The sequence below is a fragment of the Clostridium thailandense genome, assembly GCF_019207025.1.
In the GTDB taxonomy this organism is placed as follows: Bacteria; Bacillota; Clostridia; order Clostridiales; family Clostridiaceae; genus Clostridium_AM; species Clostridium_AM thailandense.
On record NZ_JAEEGC010000032.1, the window covers coordinates 24,254 to 48,986 of the forward strand.

Genomic DNA, 24,733 nt, shown 5'->3' on the forward strand with positions numbered 1-24,733 from the left:
ATATGTGTGTAGGTTTGCCAGCAAAAGTTGTAAAGGTTAGAGAAGGTATGGCAATTATTGATGCTTCAGGAGCGAGAAGAGAGGTATCTGCAGAATTAATAGATGAATTGGAACCAGGAGATTATGTTATGGTTCATGCAGGAATTGCCATTGCTAAAATTACAAAAGATGATCAGAGTGAAACAGATGAAATCATGGAGGCATTGTAATGGTTGAGAACAAAAGAAAAACTGCAAAGGAGATTATTGAAGCTTACAACGGACCTAAGCTTCGTATTATGGAAGTTTGCGGAACTCATACTCATGAAATATTTAAACTTGGAATTAGGAATATAATACCAGAGGATATTGAACTGATATCAGGTCCGGGATGTCCGGTCTGCGTTACTCCTGTTGGTTTTATTGACGAAGCTACTATGCTTGCTCTTGACCATAATGTAACAATATGTACCTTTGGAGATTTAGTAAGAGTGCCTGGTTCAGAAATGAGCCTTGCGGGAGCCAGGTCAAAAGGAGCCAAGGTTCAAATTGTATATTCACCTATCGATGCCTATGAGTATGCGAGTGAACATCTTGATGAGCAGGTAGTATTCTTATCAGTAGGCTTTGAGACAACCACACCTGCCAGCTGCTTGTCAGTAAAAAAGGCTAAAGCTGTAGGACTTAAAAATTTTTCATTGCTTACGGCAAATAAAACTATGCCAAGTGCATACAAAGCTTTGAAAGGAAGTGCAGATGCCTTTTTATATCCAGGTCATGTATATGCCATTGTAGGAACTAAGCTTTGTGAAAGTTTAGCTTGCGAAGGAGTTAGTGGAGTAATAACAGGTTTTACTGCAAAGGAAATCATGACAGCACTTGCGGTAGTAATCACAAAATTACAGGAGGGTGGCAGCTTCTTTAAAAACTGTTATCCTAGAGTCGTAACTCCTGAAGGCAGTAAAGTAGCCAAGGCTATTGTTGCTGAAATTATGGAAGACTGTGATTCTGAATGGAGAGGTCTTGGAGTTATCGAAAATTCAGGTCTTAAATTAAAAGAAGAATATAAAGAGTTTGATGCAAGGATCAAATTTCATTTACCAGAAGTAAAGGGAAAAAGTAATCCTGCATGCCGCTGCGGTGATGTTTTGCAGGGAAAATGTAAACCATCAGATTGTAAAGTGTTTGGCAAAGGATGTACACCACTGCACCCCGTTGGAGCCTGTATGGTATCTAATGAAGGGGCATGTTCAGCATATTATCAGTATGGAGGAAATATAAATGGATAAAATAGTTACACTAGCTCATGGAGCTGGAGGAAAACAAACATCAGAATTAATAGATCAGGTTTTTAAAACTCATTTTTCGAATCCTGACCTAACAGCAGATGATGCTGCAGTCTTAAATATAAATGGAAAAAAACTAGCCTTTACAACAGATGGATTTATTGTTTCACCAGCTGAATTCCCAGGTGGAAACATTGGCAAGCTGAGTATTTGCGGAACAGTAAACGACTTATCCTGTATGGGAGCAAGGCCCTTATATTTATCCTGTGCTTTTGTCATTGAAGAAGGTTTTCCGATGGATAAGCTAGAGGAAATTGCAGCAGCCATGGAAAAGACTGCAGATGAAGCAGGAGTTAAAATAGTGGCCGGAGATACGAAGGTGGCCGGAAAAGGACAGGTTGATGGGGTATTTATAACAACAACAGGCATAGGTCAGATTATAGAAGATGTTAATACTTCCGGCTTTAATGCAAAACCTGGTGATGCAATTATTGTAACCGGTGATGTAGGGCGACATGGATGCACTGTTTTGCTGGCACGAAATGAGTTTGGAATTGAGGCAGATGTAACCAGTGATTGTGCACCATTATGGGGAACAGTAGAGGCTATGCTTAATACCACAAAGGATATTCATGTAATCAGAGATGCTACCCGTGGAGGTGTTGGTACAGTATTATATGAAATCGCAGAACAGAGCAAAGTTGGAATTAGATTGGATTCAGAGAGTATACCAGTAGCAGATGGAGTAAAAGGTGTATGCGGTATGCTGGGTCTAGAACCACTATATCTTGCATGTGAAGGCAGGCTTGTGATCTTTGCTCCAAAAGAAGCTGCTCTAAAACTTGTTGATACATTACGCATGGGTAAATATTCGAAAGATGCGGCTATCATTGGTGAGGTAATAGAAGATATGGCAGGACGTGTTATCGTAAAAACAGAAATTGGTGCAGAAACCTTGCTGCCTCCTCCAGGAGGAGAATTGCTTCCTAGAATATGCTAATATAGGCTGGCACGGCCGAAAATCAACTTACACTCCGGGACATGTTTCCAAGCTTCAGCACTATAAAACCTTTTTATCAATCTAAAGCTCAGTATTTTGAAAATCTAAGAAGCTTTTATAAACTCGTGCCTCAAACATATAAAAGTTTCTAAGGTTTTCTAAAATACTTCGCTAAGATTGATTAAAAAGGTTTTATATGTGCCTTCAGCTTTGGAAACATATCCCTGCATATAAGTTGATTTTCTGATCTTGCACTCTATATAGATCGTTAACTTTAAACATTTGAGTAGCAATTTACATTTTTATGTTTTTCATATATTAAAAATACTACTATTTGTAATACATATAGAAAGTTGGATAAATTTAGTTGTAGAGTTAACGATTTACAAGCAACTACACCAGACACTTAACTTGTGCGCAGGAATATATTGACATTCTGGAAGGCACATTTAAATACCTTTGTTATAAGTCTTAGCGAAGTATTTTAGAAAGTCTTAGGACTATTGATTTGTTTGAGGTACGAGTTTATCAATGGTTCTTAGACTTTCAAAATACTGAGCTTTAGACTTATCAAAAGTATTTATTGTGCCGGAAGAATGCCAATATATCCCGGAGAATAAGCTAAGTGTCGGACGTAGATGCTTATAAAACAAGAACAGATGAACATGAGTAAATTAGGGGGAAACATACTATGATAAATATTGCAGTTTATGGAAAAGGTGGTATTGGAAAGTCTACAACAGTTTCTAATATATCAGCTGCATTAGCTGATAAGGGAATAAGGGTTATGCAGATTGGTTGTGATCCTAAGGCTGATTCTACGTTTTCGCTTCATGGGAAAACAAAGGTGAATACAGTGCTTGAGCTTGTAAGGAAGAATAAGGACAACTTTACTCTGGAAGATATGGTTACTGTTGGATACAATGGCATAATATGTGTAGAGGCAGGTGGTCCTACTCCGGGCTTAGGATGCGCAGGCAGGGGAATTATAGCAGCTTTAGAAAAATTAAAGGAAAAAGGCGCTTATGAGGTGTATAAACCAGAAGTAGTGATATATGATGTATTGGGTGATGTGGTATGCGGAGGCTTTTCAATGCCAATGCGTAAGGGCTACGCAGATAAAGTGTTTATTTTAACCTCAGGGGAAAACATGGCTATTCATGCAGCAGCTAATATTGCAATGGCTATAGATAACTTTAAAGACAGAGGCTATGCAGGTCTTGGAGGTATTATTCTTAACAGAAGAAATGTAAAAAATGAATATGAAAAAGTAAGTGAATTAGCAGAGGATATTCATTCAGAAATAGTTGGTACCCTTGACAGGAGCGAAGTGGTTCAAGAGGCAGAAACTTTGAACAGGACAGTAATAGAAGCATTTCCTGATAGTGATATGGCGAGTCAGTATAGGAAGCTGGCAGAAAGCATCACAAGGATATGTGGAAAGGAGATATCATGCTTGTAAATTTATCTAAACCTATTGATGAGACAGGGGCCTGTACTGCAATAAAAGATGCTGCATTTCCTGCCCCCTTTGTATCAGGACTAGAGTATAATTCTCCTGCTAGAGGAACATGGAATATAGTTCATGTGGGAATGCTTATTCCAAAATCACATCAAATATACATATGTGCGGCGAATTGTTTAAGAGGTGTTGTTCTTACAGCAGCAGAAATGGGTACTTTAGATAGATTCTCAACTATAACTGTACAGGAAAACAATGTGCTAGAAGGGGATATGGAAGAACTTATCATAGAAGGTGTATCGGATATACTTGAGAAACTTCCACAGAAACCACCAGCAGTTTTGGTATTTACTGCCTGCATACATCATTTTATGGGGTGCGATTTGGAGCTAGTTTACAATGAATTGCGAAAAAGATATCCAGGAGTGGATTTTGCAGACTGCTATATGAATCCCATTATGAGAAAAAGTGGTTTAACGCCAGATCAGATAATGAAACGCCAGATGTACAGCCTTCTTGAACCACTTGAGATTAATAAAAAAAGCATTAATATCATTGGTAACAATATTTCTACTGATGAAAGCAGTGAATTAGTAAGGACTATTCGTGAGAGTGGATATGAATTAAAAGACATTACTTTTTGCAATACCTACGATGAATATCTTAAAATGGCTGAAAGTCATGTCAATATATCATACCTGCCTATTGCAATACCAGGCGGAGAGTATTTGCAAGAAAAATTAGGCCAAAAACATTTACATCTGCCTTTATGTTATGGGTTTGATGAAATATCAGGAAATTTAAATATATTAAATGAATATTTGGGACTGCCCAAAAAAGAATATACAGAGGAGAAATCAGCAGCGTTGAAGGCTTTGAAAGAAGCAAAAGAAGTGATTGGCGATGCAAAGATCTCCATAGATTATACAGCTATTCCAAGGCCAGCTGGACTCGCACGATTACTTGTGGAAAATGGATTTAATGTAGACAGACTTTATGTAGATTCTTTTACAGAATGGGATAGAAAAGATTTTGACTGGCTTGTAAAAAATAAGCCTGAAATGAAAGTATATGCTACAGCACATGCAAAGATGCGCGTACTAGACAGAAAATGCTGTGAGAAGAGTTTGGCAATAGGACAAAAGGCTGCTTATTTTACAGAAAGTGAGTACTTTGTAAATATAGTAGAAGGCGGTGGAATGTACGGTTTTGATGGAATTGTAAGACTCACTGGACTTATGAAAGAAGCTTTTATATGTCCTAAAAATATACAGGATCATATAAAAATGAAAGGATTGGGGTGTGACTGCTTATTATGAAACAGGCTTCAGCATTTATTTCAATATATACTGCAGATGTGTCAGGGGTCTGTTCTGCATTGTATGAATTAGGCGGAATGGTTATAATGCATGATGCATCAGGATGTAATTCAACGTACAACACTCATGACGAACCCCGCTGGTATGGCATGGATAGTATGGTATACATCACAGGGCTTTCTGAAATGGAAGCCATCATGGGTGATGATGAAAAATTAATAAATGATATTGTGGTGGCAGCAAAGGAGCTGCAGCCTAAATTTATAGCTATTGCAGGTACACCAATTCCTATGATGATAGGTACAGATTTGCATGCTATTGCAGAAGTGATTGAGAGACAAACTGGAATTCCAACCTTTGGCATTGAAACGAATGGAATGCATTCTTATCTATGTGGAGCAGGACAAGCTTATGTTGAAATAGTAAAAAGATTTACCATAGAAGGTATAGCTAAAAGAAGAAAAAGTGTAAATGTGCTTGGAGCTACTCCTTTAGATTATTCTGTAAATGGAAGTGTAGACAGCATTAGAAGGAGATTAACTGAAGCAGACTTTGAAGTTCTATCTGTATGGGCAATGGGAAGCAGCTTGGAGGAATTGAAACAAGCAGGAGCAGCAGAAGTTAACTTAGTTGTTTCAAATACTGGACTGCCTGCAGCAAAAGAATTACAGAAGAAGTTTGGAACACCATATGTTGTAGGAGTTCCAATGGGAGAGAAGTTTGCAGAGGTGGTAATGAAAGCACTTGATAAGGCAATTGACACAGGAGAATCGCAAATTGCATATAGTGAGCGGACTGCCTGTGATAGTGACATAGTTATTATTGGGGAAAGCATTTATTCTGAATCATTAGCAGCAGCACTTGAACTTACAAAGGATATGAAAGTTAAGGTTTTATGTCCTTTGGAAACGGAAGCTGATTTGCTATTAGAAGGGGATGTTTTGGCAGAGGATGAAGATAGCATTATGGCATCTTTGAAAAGTGCAAAAACTGTGATTGCAGACCCTATTTATCGTACTATTGTTCAGACTGGCACTAAATTTGTGGCACTTCCACATGAAGCTTTCTCGGGAAGGCTTTATAGAAAAGATATTGTGGATTTGGTTGATAATGTGGAGATGCTGTTTAAGGAGAAGAAAGGTATTGATGTTTTATAGCTTAGAGTAATGGATAGGGTTTAAGAAAGGTGTAGTGGTATTTAAATGTATGAGTATAAGTATGTTAAAGCAACTTTAGGAGGTTTCTTTACTGAAGCAAATCACCATGAAATAATAGATAAACATGCTAAAGAGGGTTGGAAATTAACACAAGTATTGCCCATGTATTATAATTCTAATGGTAAGCCTACTGAATATGAAATTATATTTGAGCGAGAAATTGAAAAATAAAATTATACATTATGAACTTGAGTTGAATAAGTTTAACATTTCAATAAAAATAACCTGTATTTCATTACTTTAATTAATGAAATACAGGTTGCTTTTATATAGAATAAAGTTATGAAGTTTATTAAATATATATTCTGAATAAAGTTATAAATATAAAGTATAAGAATATTCTTTTCTTTGAATCTTCTCATACTCTTCATAAAATACGATTACACGAAATCAATAGACAAGTTGAGTTTTATGGTAAAATAAAAGATATAGAAGAAACTTTAGAGTAACGTTTTGTAAGATTTATACAATAGGGATTGTAATACCAACTTATGATGAGGGGTTTGATAAATTATATTACGTGAATATTGATAATAATTTTATTGCTGAGTAGTGACAGAATGAATCTTGAGTTATTAGGTGAGAAAAGGTATGCTTTATAGCCCTAAATTTATAGGTGATTATAAGACAGGTAAGGAGAGTGAAATTAAAATGAATTTTGAGATAACTGATGAAATTAAAGAACAAGATAAAGAAATTATTTTTAAGGGCTTATTGGAATATAATTTAGCGAGAATTGAAGATAAAAATCAAAAGGATTTAGGAATTTATTTACAAGACGAAATAGGAAAAAAAGTTGCAGGATTGATTGGAAACACACATGGAAATTGGCTGTTTGTGAAATTTTTGTGGGTAAGTGAAGGTCTACGAGGACAAAGTATTGGCAGCCAAATTTTAAAACAAGCAGAAGAAACAGCAAAAGAGAGAGGGTGTAAGTATGCGTTTTTGGATACCTTCAGTTTTCAGGCACCTATGTTTTATGAAAAATATGGATACAAGGAAGTGTTCGTATTGGAGGAGTATCCCATAACAGGAAAACGCTATTATTTTACCAAAACTCTTTAAATACAAAGACAAAATTTTCAGTTTATAGGTTTATTATTAAACTGAATTTAGTAAAAGTTATTAAGAGGATATAGGGAGAATTATGGATATTCAAAAAAGCACTATATTTTAAAAAATACAATTTACTATGGAGATATTTTTATCAAGCAGGTATCAGGATTTAAAAAGATTTCAACGTCAAAGTCAATTATTATTGATGAAAGCTTTAGATTCCTTCCAGAAAATGATAAAGCATATCTTTTAAGAGACAATCATGCAGCAACAGAGCCAGAACTTCTTTGGCTTGAGGAATACTTCTTCCATTAGAGGTTAAAATTCTCTATTCTATAATTTCAAATAATGAGAATTTGCAGAAAAACAAACTGGTAGGAAGCAAAGGGGAATTTCTTTCGATAAACGAATTATATGTGGAAAAAGGAATACTTGTTTTTTACAAAATTAAAAGGACACCTATCGGAATTTCTTTAACAAATAGACAGTTGACGAATTATTACAAAAAAGAGTGGATTTCCGAAGAAGGTGGTTCTAACTTTTATAATTTTGTTATTATTAAAGTATTGTGCAATGCCATTGCTACAAAGCTTAGATAAGTTGCACACAACCGAGTTGGGAGTTGGACGAATCAAAAAGAATCTTTTTTTGGATGTGAACGATGTAGTAAAATGGTGTAGGGAAAAAATACTAAACTCCGATGCCATAATAGTTAGAAGGGGAAAAAATTGGTATATAGACATAGATGATTGTGAAATAGCAGTTAATGAATATAGTTATACCATTATAACCGCGCATAAGATATAAAAATAGATTGGAATTCTCATAAAAGATTAAAAGAGAAAAGAATGGATTGAGTTACCCAAAGTATATAATAAAGAATTTGATATTGTATTTTGCACAGGAAACTCACTAGTACATTCTCCAGAAAATAAATCAAGAAAAGCTAATTTGAAAGCACTTTCAGAAATACTTAATTGTAATGGAACACTTGTAATTGAAAATCGTAATTGGGATAAGGTAATTAAAGAAAATAAGAGATTTACTGTTTATGATAAAATTTCATACAAGGGCATTGATTATATTCCATTATATCATTGGATGTTAAATGGAATGGAACAGAAAGCTAAGGTTGAGATACTATTGCAAGAGATAAATAAAAATGGAAGTGTTTCTTTATATAATAGTGAATTAACATTTACACCTTTTACTCATGAAAGTCTTATTAATATGATGAAAGATATAAATTTAGAAATTACAAAAGATACATATAATATAGATAATGATTGGTATTATTTATATGCCAAAAAAATTAAATAAGTTTATAAAATATCATATTATTTGAATGAATTTTACTGTGGAATTATAAAACCTAATAAGTTGAACAGGGAAGTAAATAAGTTCTATAAGGTTTTGGGAGTGGAAGAAAATTATAACCATGTGCAGGGAAGTGAAAGGAATGAATTTAATTTATGAAAGTATTGGTTAGTTCTTGTATTATAGGATGTAACTGCAAATATAATGGCGGCAACAACTTAAATTCAAGAGTAGTAGATTTTTTAAAAGATGAAGAAGTAATTGAAGTTTGTCCAGAGATGTTAGTTGGCATGAGTATTCCAAGAGCTTCTGCTGAAATAGTAGATGGATGTGTTACTGAATCTAATGGTAAAGATGTTGATAAGGAATATCGAAAAGGTGTTGAAATGGCTTTAGAAAAAATAAAGCAAGAAGATATTGATTTAGTAATTCTTCAGTCACGTAGTCCCACTTGTGGAGTTAACAGAATTTATGATGGTAGCTTTACAGGAAAGCTGATTAAATTTATACTGAAAATTTTTTATATTATGCAAAAGAGAGGTGCTTTAAATGATAAAACCAAAAAGATTGAAAAAAGGCGATAAAATTGCTATTGTTAGTCTTTCATGGGGAGGATTAGGAGATGACAATTTCATTCATAAATTCAAAATTGCAAAGGAAAGGCTTGAAAAAGATTTCGGATTAGAAGTAGTTTGTATGCCTCATGCATTAAAAGGCAGTGAGTTTGTAGCACAACACCCTGAACTAAGAGCAAAAGATTTAATGGATGCCTTTGAAGATAAGTCAGTTTCAGCTATTTTTTGTGCTATAGGTGGGGATGATACAATTCGAACTCTACCATATATTAATTTAGAAATAATAAAAACCAATCCGAAAATATTCATGGGATATTCAGATAGTACAGTTAATCATTTTATGATGTTTAAGGCAGGTCTTGTTTCATTCTACGGACCGTCAATAATGTGCGAATTTGGAGAGTATGTTCAAATATTTGATTATACTAAAAATGCTGTAAATGATATATTGTTTGGTGATTGGAGTAAATACAGGCTTTGTCCAAGTCCAGAATGGACAGATGACTGCATTTATTGGCAAGAAAGCAACATCAATACTCCACATACAATGAAAAAAGATACACATGGTTATGAAATTATTAATGGTAACGGAATCATAAAAGGGCAACTTTTAGGTGGATGTATTGATGTATTTATGATGACAAATGGCACAAAAATTTGGCCAACCTTAGAGGAATGGAAAAATTCAATACTTTTTATTGAAACAAGTGAGGATAAACCATCTCCTAATTTTATCAAATGGACTTTTAGAAATCTTGCTGCACAAGGAATATTAAGAGAAATAAACGGTATTATAGTTGGTAAACCGCAGGGTGAAAAATATTATGAAGAATACAAGACAGCTATTAATCAAGTTGTAGTAAAGGAAGAAAAACTATTAAATTTACCGATTTTTTATAACGTAAATTTTGGACATGCTAAACCAATAGGTATAATTCCATATGGTATTATAACAGAGTTAGATTGTAAACAAAAAACAATAACTTTTTTGGAAAGTCCAACAGTATAAGTCATTGCCTCAGAATGGTGCTAGGGACTACCTGAAATTTGCAAATATATAACATAATTTGGTAAATGAAATACAATAATATTTATAAAAAAATAAAACAAACGGTCTTATAAATTCATTGGTTTTAGAAATAATAGCAAATTCGATGCACTCATAAGTATCCTCGGAGCACAATATCATAAAGCTAACCTTCAATATTTTTACAAAATGTACTCTTATAGAAAGTTCAAATAAAATCATTAACTTTCTATAAGAGTAATTATCATTAATATTTGCCATACCTAGTGAAGATTTTTCTAATTCCACATATAAATGCATATTTTTATTTATTGAAATATCTACCCGTCTTTAATTAAGGATAAGATGATCAGATATTTTCTTGGAACTCTTATTTATTTAGTATAATAGTATCAATATTTTTAAAATCTAATGTTACCACAGCAGTATGAAATTCAATTTCAAAAAGTACTAAGTATTGTCCAACTTCCGCTACAGTATACTTATATTCAGGAATTTTTCTTATAAACTCATCAGCAACATCAAAAATTGTGCGAGAGCTTTTTTTAACAATTCCTTTTGCTTTAACATGTTCATTACCATGGTGAGGAATTGTAGTAAAAGCAATATTAGGAGTATTTTCAAACTCTTTTACCTTATTATTATCTTCAAAAGTAGTAAAGAACAAAATGTTTGTATTGCTGTCAAAATAAAAATTCACTATTCTGACATTTGGACAGTTATCTAGACTTGTTGCCAATGCAATTTCATTCTGTGCATCCATTATTCGTATAAAATCTTTTTTAGTTATCATAAATATTTCTCCTCTTTTTTCTATAATCATAGTATACTTTGAAAAGATGTCAAATGTTGATACCTTTTAATTTAAAATTAAATTTTATTAGTAAAGGAAATGGTTATGAATAAATCAGAAAGATTAAATGATATGATGCTATTTTTAAATGATAAAAATTCATTTAACTTAAATGATTTAATGGATAAGTATTCTATATCAAAGAGTACAGCTATAAGGGATGTAAAGGCATTAGAAACAATAGGTATGCCAATATACTCACAATCAGGTAGAAATGGATATTATGGCATTCTTCAAAATCGATTGCTTTCGCCTATAATATTTACAGTTGATGAAGTATTTGCTATGTATTTTTCAATGCTGACTTTAGGAGCATATGAAACAACTCCTTTTCATTTAAGTATAGAGAAATTGAAGAATAAATTTGAAAATTGTTTATCAACTGAAAAGGTGAAAATGCTACATAGAATGGAAAAAATATTTAGTTTAGGTGCTATTCAACATAATAATCATAGTTATTTTTTAAAAGACATTTTACAATTTGCTATGGAAGAAAGAGTTTGCGAAATTAAATATAGTAAAAAAGGTATTGAGAATAGATATATACTACAAATTTTTGATATTTCATCGGTATATGGTCAATGGTATGCTACTGGGTATAATTTTGAGACGGATAGTACACAAGTATTTCGATGTGATAAAGTGTTAGATGTTAAGGAAAGCACAAAGTATGAAGCAAAACCGTTTGTGGAATTTGTAAAGACTGCTGATACGCTATATAAAGCTCCTGATGCAACTGATTTTGAAATTGAAATATCAAAACAGGGAGTGGACTTATTTTATAAAGAACACTATCCTTCAATGAAACTTTATGTTGAGAAGGAAAGAAATTTTATTCGAGGTTTCTATAATAAAGGAGAAGAAGAATTTATTGCGACTTATTTAATTGGTTATAGTAAGAATATATTATTCATACAACCAATTAAATTAAAAGAGCTCATGATGAAAAAAATGGATATTTTGAAACAACACCTATTATCAAGATAGGGATGTACAAATAAACATAAATGTGGAGTATATAAATTCCAATTAGGATAATAATGGGTAGTTAAATGCTTTAAAGATCCCATTTAATAAAAGTTAGCAAGTGAAATAATAGTAAATTAATTTTAAGAGATAATCATGTAGCAACAGAGCCAGAACTTATTTGGTTTGAGGAATGTTTGAAACTTATAAGTCAGATATCCGTTAACAGTAACATAAACAACAGTATAGATTATGAAAAGGTAGAAAGTGAATTAAATATTAAACTTCCATTAGAAGTTAAAATTCTCTATTCTATAATTTCAAATAATGAGAATTTGCAGAAAAACAAACTGATAGAAAACAAAGAGGGATTTCTTTCAATAAATGAATTATATGTGGAAGAAGGAATACTTGTTTTTTACAAAATTAAAAGGACACCTGTCGGGATTTCTTTGACAAACAGACAGTTGATGAATTATCACAAAAAACAGTGGATTTGCGAAGAAGGTGGTTTTAACTTTTATAATTTCGTTAGTATGAAAGTGTTGTGTAATGCCATTAGTAGTATGGACTTTATAATTAGTGGAAAAGTATCTGGGAAATTAAGAACTGCACTGAATCCAAAGAAGATACTAAAAATATTAATGATGAACAGAATGAGATAATTATTAAAAGTTTGAAGTTATATTAAATACAAGATATGAGTCATTTTGCAAAAGCTAAAAGTTTAACAAACTATTATAAATAGTAAATTTGTTAGCAGGTTATTTTCAGGTAAGTATAGATTGTATTATAATATAATATTGACATATACGAAATTGAGGTGAAATATTATGGATAAATACACAGAAGAAGAGTTGGCGGAAGCGTTACAAGTTATATCTTCAATTATCGCTAATTGTGAAAAAATGAAGCCCAAATTTGAAGAGGGTACATCTCAGCATACATTGCTTAAGAATAGGATAAAAGCTTTATATATTTCAAAAGCATTAATATTAGATGAAGATGTTATGAAGCAATATACAAAAGAGGAACTGATAGATTCCATGCAGCCTGTAGTTTCAATTATCAATAAATGTGAAAAAGGACAGGCGAAATTTGAGAAAGGTACTTCTCATCACACTCGCTTTAATAAAATTATAAATGCTATGTACATTTCAAAAAGCTTAATAACAGAGGAGATTAGTAAATGAAGAGTGTAGGAGTAGATGGCTGTAAATCAGGTTGGTTTGCAGTATCCATATATGACAATGGGAAATGGGAATTACAAATCTTTAAAAGTGCTCGGGATTTACATAAGATTTACGCTGATTCAGATATTATTCTTATAGATATACCTATTGGGCTTAAAGACTCTGGAAAAGAAGAGCGATTATGTGATTTAAAAGCAAGAAAGTTATTGGGTCATGGTCGAGGATCAAGCGTATTTCCAGTACCATGCCGACAAGCAGTTTACTGTAAGACTTATGAAGAAGCACATAAGACAAATAAGGAAATATTGGAAAGGGGTCTATCCAAACAGACTTGGGGCATTGTTTCTAAAATTAGAGAGGTTGATGAATTTGTAGTAAACAATGAGTTTGTGGTAGGTAAGTTGAAGGAGTCTCATCCAGAGGTTTGTTTTTATGCTTTGAGTGGACAACCAATGAAATACAGCAAGAAATGTAAAGAAGGCGCAGATGAAAGAATTAATGTACTTCGAAAATTGTATAGAAATACTGATGAGATAATAAAGTATGCTTTAAATAATTACAAAAGAAAAGAAGTGGCATTAGATGATATTATTGATGCCCTTTGCTTATCCATTAGTGGGCTATACGGATTGGAAAATGGATTTGTAGTGCTTCCTGAATGTAGAGAAATAGACAACAAGAATATAGGTATGCAGATATTATTTGCATATAGTAAAGAATAGTTTTATTGAGAATAGGTGATAAAAGTGGATGATAATAAATCTGAATTATTGCAAGACTTAGATAAGTTGCACACAACCAAGTTGGGAGCTGAAAGAATTAAAAAGAATCTTTTTTTGGAGGTGGATGATGTAGTAAAATGGTGCAGTGACAAAATACTAAGCCCCTATGCTATAATAGTTAGAAAGGGTAAAAATTGGTATATAGACATAGATGATTGTAAAATAACGGTTAATGCATATAGTTATACAATTATTACCGCTCATAAGATAAAAAAATAGACTGGAATTCTTATAGAGATTAAACAAATAAGATTTAAATTTAAGGTTGAGTAATATAAATAGTAATCTGTAGAGGTGATTTTATGGTGTATAGAAAAAGTACTTTAGATGACTGCAGAGCCATCTATTCTCTAATATGCGGCATGGAAAATAAGAAACTTCCATATGACAAGTTTGAAAAAATCTACTATAAACAAATTAGTGACTGCTATTATTATTGCCTTGTCTGCGAACAGGATGGTATGGTAATTGGCGCTTTGAATATGCGATTTGAAGAGCAACTGCATCACGCAGAGGGGATAGCCGAAATTCTTGAATTTGCAGTTGCCACTGCATGTAGAAACATGGGCATTGGAAAAGAAATGTTTTCTCAAAGTTGTCAGATTGCAAAAGATAAGGGATGTTTACAAATCGAAGTGGACTGCAATCAATTGCGCAAAGATACGCATCGTTTTTATATGAGAGAAGGTATGCATAACTTTCATTTCAAATTTTCAAAGCAGCTAATTGGTGATAATGTGCCGGAGAATGCTTTGGGTAGATAAAAAAATATTAGTATAACCTTGGAGAAAATTAAAGTAATTGAAGTTTGTCCAGAGATTTTAGTGAGGATGAGTATTCCCAGAGCTTCTGCTGAAATAGTAGATGGATCTGTGAGGTGATTACATTGAGAGGTGTGAGTCTACTCAACTGTGGAGTAGTTGTTACTTTAGAATAAATAGCTACTGTATTAAAGTTAAAGCAAAGAGTACTAATATAATGTTTTTAGGAGAAGAATTGTGAAATTTAATGTTCTAATACCGGAATTATCAGTAACTAATATTGAATGTACAAAGCAATTTTATATATCTATTTTAGGTTTTAAAACAGAATATGAAAGAATAAACGAAAAGTTCATATTTTTATCTTATGGTGAAAGTCAGTTTATGTTTGAAGAAATTCATTCAGATGGATATTTATTGAGGTTTACAGATTAATAAGCAACAAAATCTAATTTAAGGTTAAGTAATATTAATAGTAAATTTGAAAGGAAGCTTTATTATGGGAGAATTATCAAAACTGCCTAATATCGGAAAGGAAATTGAAAGGCAGTTGAATGAAGTAGGTATATTTACTTATGATGAATTAAAAGATACTGGTACAGAAAAGGCATGGTTGAAAATACAGGAAATTGATGCTTCTGCGTGTATTCATAGATTGTTAGCATTGGAAGGTGCAATACATGGTGTTAAGAAAATTACGTTACCACAGGAACGTAAAGCAGAACTAAAAGATTTTTATAATTGGCATAAAAGGTAAATAGTAATTTGGTTCTATTAAAATAAATTTACATGGAATAAGGAGAGTAAATTATGGTTCAATCAGTTGTACATATTGCTTTAGTTGTAAAAGATTATGATGAAGCAATAGAGTTTTACACAAAAAAACTTCATTTTACACTAGTAGAAGATACCTACCAACCCGAGCAAGATAAAAGATGGGTAGTAGTATCTCCACCAGGTTCAAATGGAACAACAATATTACTTGCAAGAGCATCTAAGCCTGAACAAGAGTCTTTTGTAGGAAATCAAGCAGGTGGAAGAGTTTTTCTTTTCTTAGGAACTGATGATTTTTGGCGTGATTATAATGAAATGAAAAAAATAGGTATAGAATTTGTTAGGGAACCTAAAGAACAAGATTATGGAACAGTTGCAGTATTTAAAGATTTGTATGGGAATCTGTGGGACTTAGTCGAGTTTAATGATAATCATCCAATGTCTAAAAGAGTTAAATAGGTTTTCAATTTGCAGAACAGATTAAATTAATTTTATTTACCATTAGCAACTTTAGAAGATGTAACACCTATGGCAGATATTAGATGGTATGAGCAGAGCTATACTCTAGGAAAAAAACAGGTTTATAATAATAAAATTATGAATCACAGTTGCAATTGGTAAAGTTATAAAAATAGCAGATAACATTTTTTTAAAGTTATCTGCTATTTCGATACTTACAAATTTAAGCAATTTTAAGATGCAAACTTGTTATTAATATTGCTTAGCGTTACTATAGTGAAGTGAATTTTATTTAGTCACAGGTTTAGCAGAATCTTGACCTAAAATTAGCTTACAAAATAATTCATTTGTCTTTGCAAGTATAAAGGAAAGAACCATACCATATCCAAAAAATGCAACCAAATGAATTGGGCCAATTGGTGAAACGTTAGAAGGTTTTATTAAGAAAGTGAAAAGTGATTCTATGAATCCTAATAATACACAAGGTACTATTCCGAAAGGAGTTTTGTCTAAAAAAATTGGATGGATAGCTAATATTGCGAAGATTATAACTGTAGTTAATATACCAAAAACCATTGCAATAGGGTAACTAGACATCAATCCTGCGAAATAAAAGAATACTAATCCCCATAAAGCACCGCATAGGAAACTTAAAAACATAGCTGGCAGTATCTTGCAGTTTCCTCCTAAGGAGAAAAACAATACTATTAGAACCAGTTATCCTTTTCTTCCTTATATACATTAGGAAGAATGCTAGCTAGATTTGAAAATTCCTTAACATTGTGGTTTAATAGACAAACTGGTCCAAGGGCAGGAATCTTAAATCCATCTGGAATACACTTAACTGGCTTGCCATCAATAATTTGCCACCCAAACCAAAAACGTGAACGTAGTTCAGAGCCTCCTTCTACAGGGCGTAAAAAGTGTGTCATAACTACAGGTACATCGGGCATATCTCCACTTCCAATAACTTGTACATTTGCACAGATAAGTGAATTACATGCTTTTGTACCAATCTTACTCATATCGTAGCCAAGATCAGAGGGTTTTTTAAAGTTGATACTAAGCAAATCAATATTACCGGTACCAATATCTTCCCAGATATTATGCACACTATCCCAGTGGCGTTGCTGCATAGATAAGCTCATATCTCTTGAATGAGTTGGATCTTCTAAATATACATCGTAATGATCTTCGTTATCCCAGATTGCATAACGAAGACGATCAAGTGGGTGCCAAGCAAACCACCAATCAAACATTTCCCCATCTACATTAGGAAAAAATGTGCGATTGGCTATTAATGCTGTACCATCTTCTAGTAACCACCATCCAAACTCTCCAGGCAAATCACCAGGGTTGAATAAATCATTTCTGTCATGAATACGTAGTGCTGCAGCATTATCGTAAGGATTCGTAGTGATTAGGTCATACTTTTCTTTTGAACCTAAAGCACAGTCCTGCAGATAATACTTAAAGTAGCTTTTCTCCCGATCAATGTTTCTTACTGGAACTTTTTTTATCATTTTTCTTTCCTCCCGTTATTTTATTTATGTAAATGACCTCAAATTTAATATATTACGAGGCATTTATATAAATATTTAGAATAGCAAAAACTATGCCAATTAAGAAAACGTTGTCAAAGCTTGGTTATATCTTGTTGCTTTTTAAACATAATAAGCCTAATGATGTCTATATTTTATACAAGTGTATAATCTAATGTGTAAAAGCTTATACATTTTTATTGACGTTAAAAGATTTAAAACATAAACTTATAGAATAAGGAGGGATATGCAATGTATTTTGACTTTACTTTAGAGGAGATTAATACTCGCAACGGCATATTAGATAAATTGTTAGATACTGCCTTTGATGCTGCCGTTATTATTGATGAGAACGGACATTTTATTCATTGCAGTAGAGGGTCCTTAGAACTCACTAATTTAAAAAGGGAAGAAGTTATAGGGCAGCATTATAGCTGTATTGATGCTAAATCACCATTTGAAAGTGTCTTAAACACTGGTAAACATCAAACAGGAGTTATGGTTGTTATTAATGGAAGGAAGTGTATGACGAATCTATTTCCTATTATTTCAGATGGTAAAGTTATAGGAGTAATTGGAGTAGTTCTTTTTAGAAATCTTAATAATTTAAAAAATATATTAGCTAATATGACAAAATCTACTGAATCCCAATTTAAAGATATATATGATGTGCTAGCTAGAGTAGATTCTAACTATACTTTTAATGACTATATTGGCAAAAGCTCTGTTGTTAAAAATATGTTGGAGGAATGCAGAATGGCTTCTAAAACACTTTATCCAGTTTTAATAATTGGTGAAACAGGCACAGGAAAAGAGATTTTAGCTAGTGGCTTTCATTCAGAAAATATGAAAGCTGTTACCCCTTTTGTAAAAATAAACTGCACAGCTATTCCAGATGATTTACTGGAGTCTGAGTTGTTCGGATATGAAAAAGGAGCTTTTACTGGTGCGGTAGCTGCCAAGAAAGGAAAATTTGAACTAGCTGCAGGCGGAACTGTGCTTTTAGATGAAATTGGTGATATGAATTTGCGATTACAGAGCAAATTGCTTAGAGTATTAGAAGAGAAGGAATATGAGAGAATTGGAGGTAATAAGCTGCTACCATTAAACGCTAGAATAATTGCTTCAACTAATCGAAATCTTAAGGAACTCTGCGGTCAAGGTAAATTTCGACAAGATTTGTATTATAGGCTAAACACAATAGAAATTAAAGTACCACCTTTACGTGCTCGAAAAGAAGACATACCTATTCTGGTTAAGCATTTTATTGACAAAGGTCAGCTAAACATAAGTTTTTCAGATGAGTCCTTAGAAACATTATATCAATATAACTGGCCAGGAAATGTACGTGAGTTACGAAATGTAGTTAATCGTCTTAGTGTAAATTATAATAATAAGCAAGTAAGTCCAGATAACATATTGAGAATCATTGAGCCAGATCTGAATCTTTATCATCATAATTCTGACAGTACATTTCCGCAGAATAAATTGAATCAAATGGCAATAGGAAGTTCATTTGAAGCTCATGAAAAGCAACTAATCATAAATACATTGGAAAACTGCAGCTATAATATTTCTAGTGCTGCTAAAGAACTTAAGATTTGCAGATCTACACTTTATAATAAGATAAAAAGATATGGTATAACCCTAGATAAAGCTGTGAAAGTAAGAGAAAATTAGATCAAAGTAATAATAAAATATTGAACAGATTAAATTAATTTAGTGAGTATATATTGTTTGGAAAACACGATACAAATAGGGGGGAGAATTTATGTTTACTAAAAATGAGATATTAAATATTGCAAAAAAACAACTATCTTTAGATTTTAGCTGTGAGATTGAAGATCTAGAGAAAAATGAAAGCACTGTGGTTGAGAAACAATATAAAATAGGAAGAAGACTATACAATAATGATGGTTGTTTACTTAAGATTCTCTGTTTTGGAAGAAGAGCTGTGGTTTCTACTACACCAGAAATTATGCCTTGGTTTGAAGAAAAATTAAAGGATTATGATGCTAATTGGTTATTTCTATTTCCTGTACTTAGGAATATAGACAAAATACTTCAAGATTTTGGACATGAGGTAGCTGATATTCATCATTTTTATTTACCATTAGCAACTTTAGAAGAGGTAGAGCCTATCACAGATGTTAGATGGTATGAGCAGGATGATATTATTCAATTTAAAGACGATGATAGATTTGATGAAGCTTTTGCTTTTAATGATAATTATCCAGATGTTTTAGCTATTGCTGCTTTAAATGGAGATGAGATTATTGGTATGGCAGGGGCAAGCTGTGATGGTAAAGATATGTGGCAGATTGGTATTAACGTTATGGAAGGTTACCGTGGAAAAGGGATAGCCACAAATTTAGTTTCTTTATTAAAGAATGAAATTATTGAGAGAGGAAAAGTTCCATTTTATAGTACTATTGAATCTAATATATATTCTCAAGGTGTTGCCATTAAATCAGGATTTATACCAGTGTGGGTGGAGTTATACTCTAGGAAGAAAATATGATTATGATAAATTACAATTTGATTAATTTGGCAAATTTAAAAAAACATGATATGTTAAACTAAAAAATATTAAGTAGTTTGGGTGAACACCTACCGCAGACAAAGGTTTTTGTTTGTGGTTTTTTTTTATTTTAGGAGGTATATTATGATTAATTTATTTTGGCCTATTATTATTGTCGTAGCAGCAAACACTATATATAATATCAGTGCAAAATTAACGCCTAGTGAAGTACATCCTTTAGCATCACTTTCTATAACCTATTTTACTGCTGCTTTATTGTCTATACTATTATTTTTTATTACAAGTGAGAACAAAAATGTAATTACTGAAATTCAAAAATCAAATTGGACTGCTGTAGTTTTGGGTTTATCAATCGTTGCACTTGAATTTGGGTATATTTACATTTACAGAGTTGGTTGGAATGTTAGCACAGGTTCACTTGTAGCAAATATAAGCTTGGCCTGCGTTTTGTTGATTGTTGGTGTCTTTATATATAAGGAGAATATTTCTTTCCATCAGATTTTGGGAATGGTTTTATGTGCCGTTGGTCTATTATTAGTAACTAAGTAGTTGAAAAATCATAATCAACTACATAAGTTTTTCTTTGCCTCTCTTCTAGAATTTTAATAGTAGGATCATAAAAACAGTCTTTCAAGCACTAAAAACTGTACATTATGCAAGATATATTGTAATAAAATTTACCAGCTTATATAATGAAATTAACCTAGGAAAAGGAAAATAAATCGCTAGTGGAGAGAATATATGATTAATATTGCAATATGTGATGATGATAAAAATATTATAAATCAAATTGAAAAGTATATAGATGATTATGAAGGAGGCAGGTGTGCAATAAGTACCTATAGCTGTGGGGAAGAATTACTAAGCGAAAGAAAGAATTTTCATGTAATATTTTTAGATATTGATATGACAGGAATAGATGGAATTGAAACTGCAAAAAGAATAAGAAGCTATGATAAGACTGTAAAAATAATTTATATTACAAGCTTTAACGATTATGTAAATTTGGCTTTTGAGGTTCATGCTTTTGGATATTTGAACAAGCCTATTAAAAAAGAGCAAATTTATACCCAACTAAATGAGGCTATAATCTATTCTAAAGAGGAAGAAGAAAAGGAATTAATAGAATTTATAACAGCAGAGGGAGTTGTCCGATTAGCTCCTAAGGATATATATTATTTTGAGTATGCAAATCGTAGAGTTAAGCTTAAAACATTAGATAAGGTTTATACCTTAAAGGAAAACATAACCACCATTGCAAATAATATGAATAAATATGATTTTCTAATGCCCCATAAGAGTTTTACTATAAACCTGTTTTATGTAAAATCCATAAAGGGATATGACATTTTTATGATGGATGGCGCTGTTATACCTCTTTCTCAAAAGAAGTCAGCAGAATTTAGAGATAAATTTAATATGTTTTTAGAAAATCATATAAAAAATATGTAAGGTGGGGCTTTTATGGTTAACAATTCAATTGCAATTTTAGTGCAGATAATAACCTTTCTATTAGGGCTATTTTCTACTTATATAATTTTTGATTTTATGAGTAGGCTTGGAAGAACCCTATATTATAAAAAATATTTTTATGTAATAGGATATATAGGGTTTACTTTCATAATTTTTTTATCCAAGATGTTCTGCGGTGAACTTTTAAATTTATTTATAACTTTAGCTGCAACCTCTGCAGTTGGATATTTTCTTTATAACAATAAGAAAATTTACATTTTTTATTATAGTATGTACATTGTATTTTTAGCTGTTTTTCAGATAATAGTGGCTTCCTTATTTCAATTTATTTGTTTGAAGTTTAATATTAATTTTTATAACACTGATATATTGATTTTAACAGTTTCAACAGTAATGCAATTTGCAAATCTTAGTGCTTCAAGATTATTTATAATATTCTATAAAAAGAAAAAAATTGAGAGAATAACTCCCATGCAATATTTGAATTTTTTAGTACTGCCTGTATTTAGTATTTTTTATATTACTACATTAATGATGTATATTCAGGTGTATTTATCTATGGAAGACATAATCTTATTGTTAGCAAATGTTGTTTCAATTATTGTTTTAAATATATTCATTACCAATATTTTTGGGTCAATATCTAAAAATAATGAACTGAAAAGTGAGCTGCAGCTTTATGAACAGCAAGCTAAAATTCAGTATGAATATTATACTTCTTTAGAAAGTAAATATAAGAATTCAAGAAAAATTATCCACGATATGAAAAATCATTTGCAAACTATAGAGCATTTATATCAGCTTCAAGAAAATGAAAAAGCTCAAAGATACACAGAGGATATGTATAAAATGTTTGATAAATTTATTCATAAATGTTATACAAGCAATAAAGTATTAAACATAATAATTAATGACAAAGTGCAGAGAGCTGAGAGTTTTGAGGTAGAACTAAATTGCAAAATAGGAGATGTAGATCTGGACTTTATTAAGGATATAGATTTAACTACTATATTTTCAAATCTTCTAGATAATGCCATAGAAGGGGCAAAAGCTGCAGCTGAAGAGAAAAATACGCTGTTAAAAGTTGATAGCTTTAATGATTTTATTGTAATAAATATAACTAATTCTATTAATAAACCACCTGTAAAAGGTGATTATACTTTTAAATCAACGAAAAAAAATCATAAAGGTTTAGGTTTACAAAATGTAAGAATGGCATTAGAGAAATATGAAGGAACCATGAGAATAGACTATGATGAAAAAAACTTTAAAGTTAATATAGTTATTCCGAGTAATTAGCTGAAATTTTTTACGAGGAGATGATATTATGAGATTCTCGTCATTAACAATATGTTTTATTATAAATATCATTATATGTTTTGGAATACCAATAGGGTATCTTATTTACCTTATAGCAGCTAAAAAAAGAGGAATAAAATCATTTTTTATAGGTGTTTTGGTATTTTTAATATCTCAAGTATTTTTGAGGCTGCCAATTATTCAATATATATTACCTAAGATGGAATGGTACAGCATCATGACAGTATTACACCCCATAAGCTACTGTATATTTTTAGGTGCTACCGCTGGTTTATTTGAAGAAGTGGGAAGATTCTTAGGTTTTAAATTAGCTCTTAAGAAAAATAGAAGTTGGTTTGATGGACTTTCTTTTGGAATGGGACATGGCGGCATAGAAGCTATGATTATATCAGGTGCTTCTAGTGTACAAAATTTACTTATATTAATTTCTCTTAATAAAGGAAGTTATGATAGTAGTAAATATGGCCTCAGCGAGGAACGTGTTAGAGCATTATTTGAAACAACAAACAGCATGAATGTATTATTTGGGGGTATTGAAAGAATATTTGCCATCCTTCTTCATATTGGACTAACCTTATTGATTCTATATGGAATTAACAAGGGAAAGAAGCGTTATCTAGGTTTAGCCATACTAATTCATGGAGCTATAGATTCTAGTCTTGCTATTTTTATGAATTTAGGTTTTAGTGTATATTTAGTTGAGCTTTTGTGTGGAATCTATGCTGCAGTGCTATTAATTTTCTCAATAAAAATAAAAAGACAATTTAAAGGAGAGGTAGATAAAGGTGAAGAGATTATATAAAGTTTTATTAATAATTTTATGTATTACCATGCTTGGAGGCTGTGGTGCTAAAAAATTAAGCAGTGCTTATAGCGAGGATAAGTTAAAGGCTGCTTCAGAGGAGATTATAAATGATTTAAACAATGAAAAATATGATGATGTTGTAGCCAAACTAAATAAAGACTTAAAGAAGGACTTACCTGCAAGTAAATTAAAGGAAGTATGCTCTAATTTCAAAAACTTAGGAAAGTACGACTCTATATCCAAGATAGTTTTTCAAGAGGAAAAAGATTATGTGGTAGTCATATCAATAGCTAAATATGAAAAGGGTAAGGTTCAATTTACATTATCCTTTAACAAAAACATGGAGTTAGTTGGCATTTATATGAAATAGACCTATAAATGCTTTGATATATTTGAGATGTTGGAGGAATATGAAATGTTTCCAAATAAAGAAGTAGCAGAAGAGGAATTAAGGATAGCTGGACAATTAAATCAAGGACCGTGGATAAAGCATTCTATTAAAGAAACTACATTTAAGGATATACCATTATAAAATTAATGATTACCATTATTATTGTCGTGTTTGAGAACAGGACGGTATGGTAATCCATGCTTTGAACATGTTATTGAATAAATATATATTGTAATATTGAAAGGGGCTGTCGCAATAACATCTAAGGCAGGCACTTAACTCATACTCCGGGAGATATTTACATTCTTCCATCACAATAAATACTTTTGATAAGTCTAAAGCACAGTGTTTAGAAAATCTAAGAATCATTTATAAACTCGTACCTCAAACATATAAATAATTCTAAGATTTTCTAAAATACTGTGCTAAGACTTATAGCAAAAGTATTTAATGTGACTTGCAGAATATAAATATCTCCCTGCGTATGAGTTAAGTGCCTGGTTTGGATATCTTATTGCGACAGCCCCATTTTTGTTTATAATAAGGATATAAATATGTTTTGCAAATGGTAATATACTTCAGAATATATAAAAAGATAACCACACTAAAGTATAATAAAGTACAATAAAGTTAAAT

The 24,733-nt window shown here is 31.8% G+C and carries 31 protein-coding genes; 28 read left to right on the plus strand and 3 right to left on the minus strand.

Annotated elements, in window-relative coordinates:
* The first annotated feature begins 2 nt into the window (after positions 1-2).
* The 12 genes from I6U48_RS07400 to I6U48_RS07460 all read left to right on the plus strand — a co-directional run bounded on the left by I6U48_RS07400 (position 3) and on the right by I6U48_RS07460 (position 10,219).
* On the plus strand, positions 3-209 hold the full coding sequence (locus tag I6U48_RS07400; RefSeq protein ID WP_218319781.1) for a HypC/HybG/HupF family hydrogenase formation chaperone: 207 nt from the start codon (positions 3-5) through the stop codon (positions 207-209).
* On the plus strand, positions 209-1,267 hold the full coding sequence (gene hypD, locus I6U48_RS07405; protein WP_218319782.1) for a hydrogenase formation protein HypD: 1,059 nt from the start codon (positions 209-211) through the stop codon (positions 1,265-1,267). The genes I6U48_RS07400 and hypD overlap by 1 nt, the downstream gene beginning before the upstream one ends.
* Positions 1,260-2,264: a hydrogenase expression/formation protein HypE gene (hypE, locus tag I6U48_RS07410; RefSeq protein ID WP_218319783.1), complete on the plus strand. Its 1,005-nt coding sequence runs from the start codon at positions 1,260-1,262 to the stop codon at positions 2,262-2,264. The genes hypD and hypE overlap by 8 nt, the downstream gene beginning before the upstream one ends.
* A 691-nt stretch (positions 2,265-2,955) precedes the next feature.
* Complete coding sequence (locus I6U48_RS07415) at positions 2,956-3,726, plus strand: nucleotide-binding protein (RefSeq protein WP_218319784.1); 771 nt, start codon at positions 2,956-2,958, stop codon at positions 3,724-3,726.
* Positions 3,717-5,045: a nitrogenase component 1 gene (locus I6U48_RS07420; RefSeq protein ID WP_218319785.1), complete on the plus strand. Its 1,329-nt coding sequence runs from the start codon at positions 3,717-3,719 to the stop codon at positions 5,043-5,045. The genes I6U48_RS07415 and I6U48_RS07420 overlap by 10 nt, the downstream gene beginning before the upstream one ends.
* Positions 5,042-6,202, plus strand: a complete 1,161-nt coding sequence (locus I6U48_RS07425) for a nitrogenase component 1 (RefSeq protein WP_218319786.1) — start codon at positions 5,042-5,044, stop codon at positions 6,200-6,202. The genes I6U48_RS07420 and I6U48_RS07425 overlap by 4 nt, the downstream gene beginning before the upstream one ends.
* 45 nt (positions 6,203-6,247) lie before the next feature.
* Positions 6,248-6,433, plus strand: coding sequence for a DUF4177 domain-containing protein (locus I6U48_RS07430; RefSeq protein WP_218319787.1), 186 nt, complete (start codon positions 6,248-6,250; stop codon positions 6,431-6,433).
* Between the two features lie 480 nt (positions 6,434-6,913).
* Entirely contained in the window at positions 6,914-7,327 is a 414-nt protein-coding gene (locus I6U48_RS07440; RefSeq protein WP_218319813.1) for a GNAT family N-acetyltransferase, read from the plus strand.
* A 564-nt stretch (positions 7,328-7,891) separates the two neighbouring features.
* The gene (locus I6U48_RS07445) at positions 7,892-8,125 is read left to right on the plus strand and encodes a DUF3781 domain-containing protein (RefSeq protein WP_218319788.1); all 234 of its coding nucleotides are present in this window, start codon (positions 7,892-7,894) and stop codon (positions 8,123-8,125) included.
* A 144-nt stretch (positions 8,126-8,269) separates the two neighbouring features.
* Positions 8,270-8,638, plus strand: coding sequence for a hypothetical protein (locus tag I6U48_RS07450; protein ID WP_218319789.1), 369 nt, complete (start codon positions 8,270-8,272; stop codon positions 8,636-8,638).
* 152 nt (positions 8,639-8,790) lie between these two features.
* A complete protein-coding gene (locus I6U48_RS07455; RefSeq protein WP_218319790.1) occupies positions 8,791-9,219 on the plus strand; it encodes a 2-thiouracil desulfurase family protein in 429 nt (142 codons plus the stop codon).
* Positions 9,185-10,219 carry a S66 family peptidase gene (locus tag I6U48_RS07460; protein ID WP_218319791.1) on the plus strand — a complete coding sequence of 345 codons (1,035 nt, stop codon included), beginning with the start codon at positions 9,185-9,187 and terminating at the stop codon, positions 10,217-10,219. Before I6U48_RS07455 ends, I6U48_RS07460 begins: the two co-directional genes overlap by 35 nt.
* 388 nt (positions 10,220-10,607) lie before the next feature.
* Here the strand turns inward: I6U48_RS07460 and I6U48_RS07465 are convergent, their stop codons facing one another.
* The gene (locus I6U48_RS07465; RefSeq protein WP_218319792.1) at positions 10,608-11,030 is read right to left on the minus strand and encodes a pyridoxamine 5'-phosphate oxidase family protein; all 423 of its coding nucleotides are present in this window, start codon (positions 11,028-11,030) and stop codon (positions 10,608-10,610) included.
* 105 nt (positions 11,031-11,135) lie between these two features.
* Here I6U48_RS07465 and I6U48_RS07470 point away from each other — a divergent pair, with 105 nt between their 5' ends.
* The 9 genes from I6U48_RS07470 (at position 11,136) to I6U48_RS07510 (ending at position 16,025) form a co-directional block, all read left to right on the plus strand.
* On the plus strand, positions 11,136-12,077 hold the full coding sequence (locus I6U48_RS07470; RefSeq protein WP_218319793.1) for a helix-turn-helix transcriptional regulator: 942 nt from the start codon (positions 11,136-11,138) through the stop codon (positions 12,075-12,077).
* Between the two features lie 176 nt (positions 12,078-12,253).
* Positions 12,254-12,721 carry a hypothetical protein gene (locus tag I6U48_RS07475; protein WP_218319794.1) on the plus strand — a complete coding sequence of 156 codons (468 nt, stop codon included), beginning with the start codon at positions 12,254-12,256 and terminating at the stop codon, positions 12,719-12,721.
* Between the two features lie 168 nt (positions 12,722-12,889).
* Positions 12,890-13,249, plus strand: a complete 360-nt coding sequence (locus tag I6U48_RS07480; protein ID WP_218319795.1) for a hypothetical protein — start codon at positions 12,890-12,892, stop codon at positions 13,247-13,249.
* Positions 13,246-13,971, plus strand: coding sequence for a DUF429 domain-containing protein (locus tag I6U48_RS07485; protein ID WP_218319796.1), 726 nt, complete (start codon positions 13,246-13,248; stop codon positions 13,969-13,971). The genes I6U48_RS07480 and I6U48_RS07485 overlap by 4 nt, the downstream gene beginning before the upstream one ends.
* Positions 13,972-13,986: 15 nt before the next feature.
* A complete protein-coding gene (locus I6U48_RS07490) occupies positions 13,987-14,250 on the plus strand; it encodes a DUF3781 domain-containing protein (protein ID WP_446681750.1) in 264 nt (87 codons plus the stop codon).
* Between the two features lie 83 nt (positions 14,251-14,333).
* Positions 14,334-14,795 carry a GNAT family N-acetyltransferase gene (locus tag I6U48_RS07495; RefSeq protein WP_218319797.1) on the plus strand — a complete coding sequence of 154 codons (462 nt, stop codon included), beginning with the start codon at positions 14,334-14,336 and terminating at the stop codon, positions 14,793-14,795.
* A 234-nt stretch (positions 14,796-15,029) separates the two neighbouring features.
* On the plus strand, positions 15,030-15,227 hold the full coding sequence (locus I6U48_RS07500) for a VOC family protein (protein ID WP_246615233.1): 198 nt from the start codon (positions 15,030-15,032) through the stop codon (positions 15,225-15,227).
* 64 nt (positions 15,228-15,291) lie between these two features.
* A complete protein-coding gene (locus tag I6U48_RS07505; RefSeq protein ID WP_218319798.1) occupies positions 15,292-15,549 on the plus strand; it encodes a TfoX/Sxy family protein in 258 nt (85 codons plus the stop codon).
* 53 nt (positions 15,550-15,602) lie between these two features.
* Positions 15,603-16,025, plus strand: coding sequence for a VOC family protein (locus I6U48_RS07510; protein ID WP_218319799.1), 423 nt, complete (start codon positions 15,603-15,605; stop codon positions 16,023-16,025).
* Between the two features lie 288 nt (positions 16,026-16,313).
* On the opposite strand, the gene I6U48_RS07515 is transcribed toward I6U48_RS07510, so the two are convergent.
* Together I6U48_RS07515 and I6U48_RS07520 are read right to left on the minus strand one after the other, a co-directional pair.
* On the minus strand, positions 16,314-16,622 hold the full coding sequence (locus I6U48_RS07515; RefSeq protein WP_218319800.1) for a hypothetical protein: 309 nt from the start codon (positions 16,620-16,622) through the stop codon (positions 16,314-16,316).
* 110 nt (positions 16,623-16,732) lie between these two features.
* A complete protein-coding gene (locus tag I6U48_RS07520) occupies positions 16,733-17,548 on the minus strand; it encodes a DAPG hydrolase family protein (protein WP_218319801.1) in 816 nt (271 codons plus the stop codon).
* A gap of 270 nt (positions 17,549-17,818) precedes the next feature.
* Here I6U48_RS07520 and I6U48_RS07525 point away from each other — a divergent pair, with 270 nt between their 5' ends.
* The 7 genes from I6U48_RS07525 (at position 17,819) to I6U48_RS07555 (ending at position 24,076) form a co-directional block, all read left to right on the plus strand.
* Positions 17,819-19,246: a sigma-54 interaction domain-containing protein gene (locus I6U48_RS07525; protein ID WP_218319802.1), complete on the plus strand. Its 1,428-nt coding sequence runs from the start codon at positions 17,819-17,821 to the stop codon at positions 19,244-19,246.
* A 91-nt stretch (positions 19,247-19,337) separates the two neighbouring features.
* Positions 19,338-20,087 (plus strand): GNAT family N-acetyltransferase, encoded by a 750-nt coding sequence (locus tag I6U48_RS07530; protein ID WP_218319803.1) that lies wholly within the window; start codon positions 19,338-19,340, stop codon positions 20,085-20,087.
* A 144-nt stretch (positions 20,088-20,231) separates the two neighbouring features.
* Positions 20,232-20,657 carry an EamA family transporter gene (locus I6U48_RS07535; RefSeq protein WP_218319804.1) on the plus strand — a complete coding sequence of 142 codons (426 nt, stop codon included), beginning with the start codon at positions 20,232-20,234 and terminating at the stop codon, positions 20,655-20,657.
* A gap of 192 nt (positions 20,658-20,849) precedes the next feature.
* Positions 20,850-21,560, plus strand: a complete 711-nt coding sequence (locus tag I6U48_RS07540; RefSeq protein WP_218319805.1) for a LytR/AlgR family response regulator transcription factor — start codon at positions 20,850-20,852, stop codon at positions 21,558-21,560.
* Positions 21,561-21,572: 12 nt separating this feature from the next.
* Positions 21,573-22,880, plus strand: coding sequence for a sensor histidine kinase (locus tag I6U48_RS07545; RefSeq protein WP_218319806.1), 1,308 nt, complete (start codon positions 21,573-21,575; stop codon positions 22,878-22,880).
* Positions 22,881-22,908: 28 nt separating this feature from the next.
* On the plus strand, positions 22,909-23,703 hold the full coding sequence (locus tag I6U48_RS07550; RefSeq protein WP_218319807.1) for a YhfC family intramembrane metalloprotease: 795 nt from the start codon (positions 22,909-22,911) through the stop codon (positions 23,701-23,703).
* The gene (locus I6U48_RS07555; protein WP_312890921.1) at positions 23,687-24,076 is read left to right on the plus strand and encodes a DUF3887 domain-containing protein; all 390 of its coding nucleotides are present in this window, start codon (positions 23,687-23,689) and stop codon (positions 24,074-24,076) included. The genes I6U48_RS07550 and I6U48_RS07555 overlap by 17 nt, the downstream gene beginning before the upstream one ends.
* Positions 24,077-24,733 lie beyond the last annotated feature (657 nt).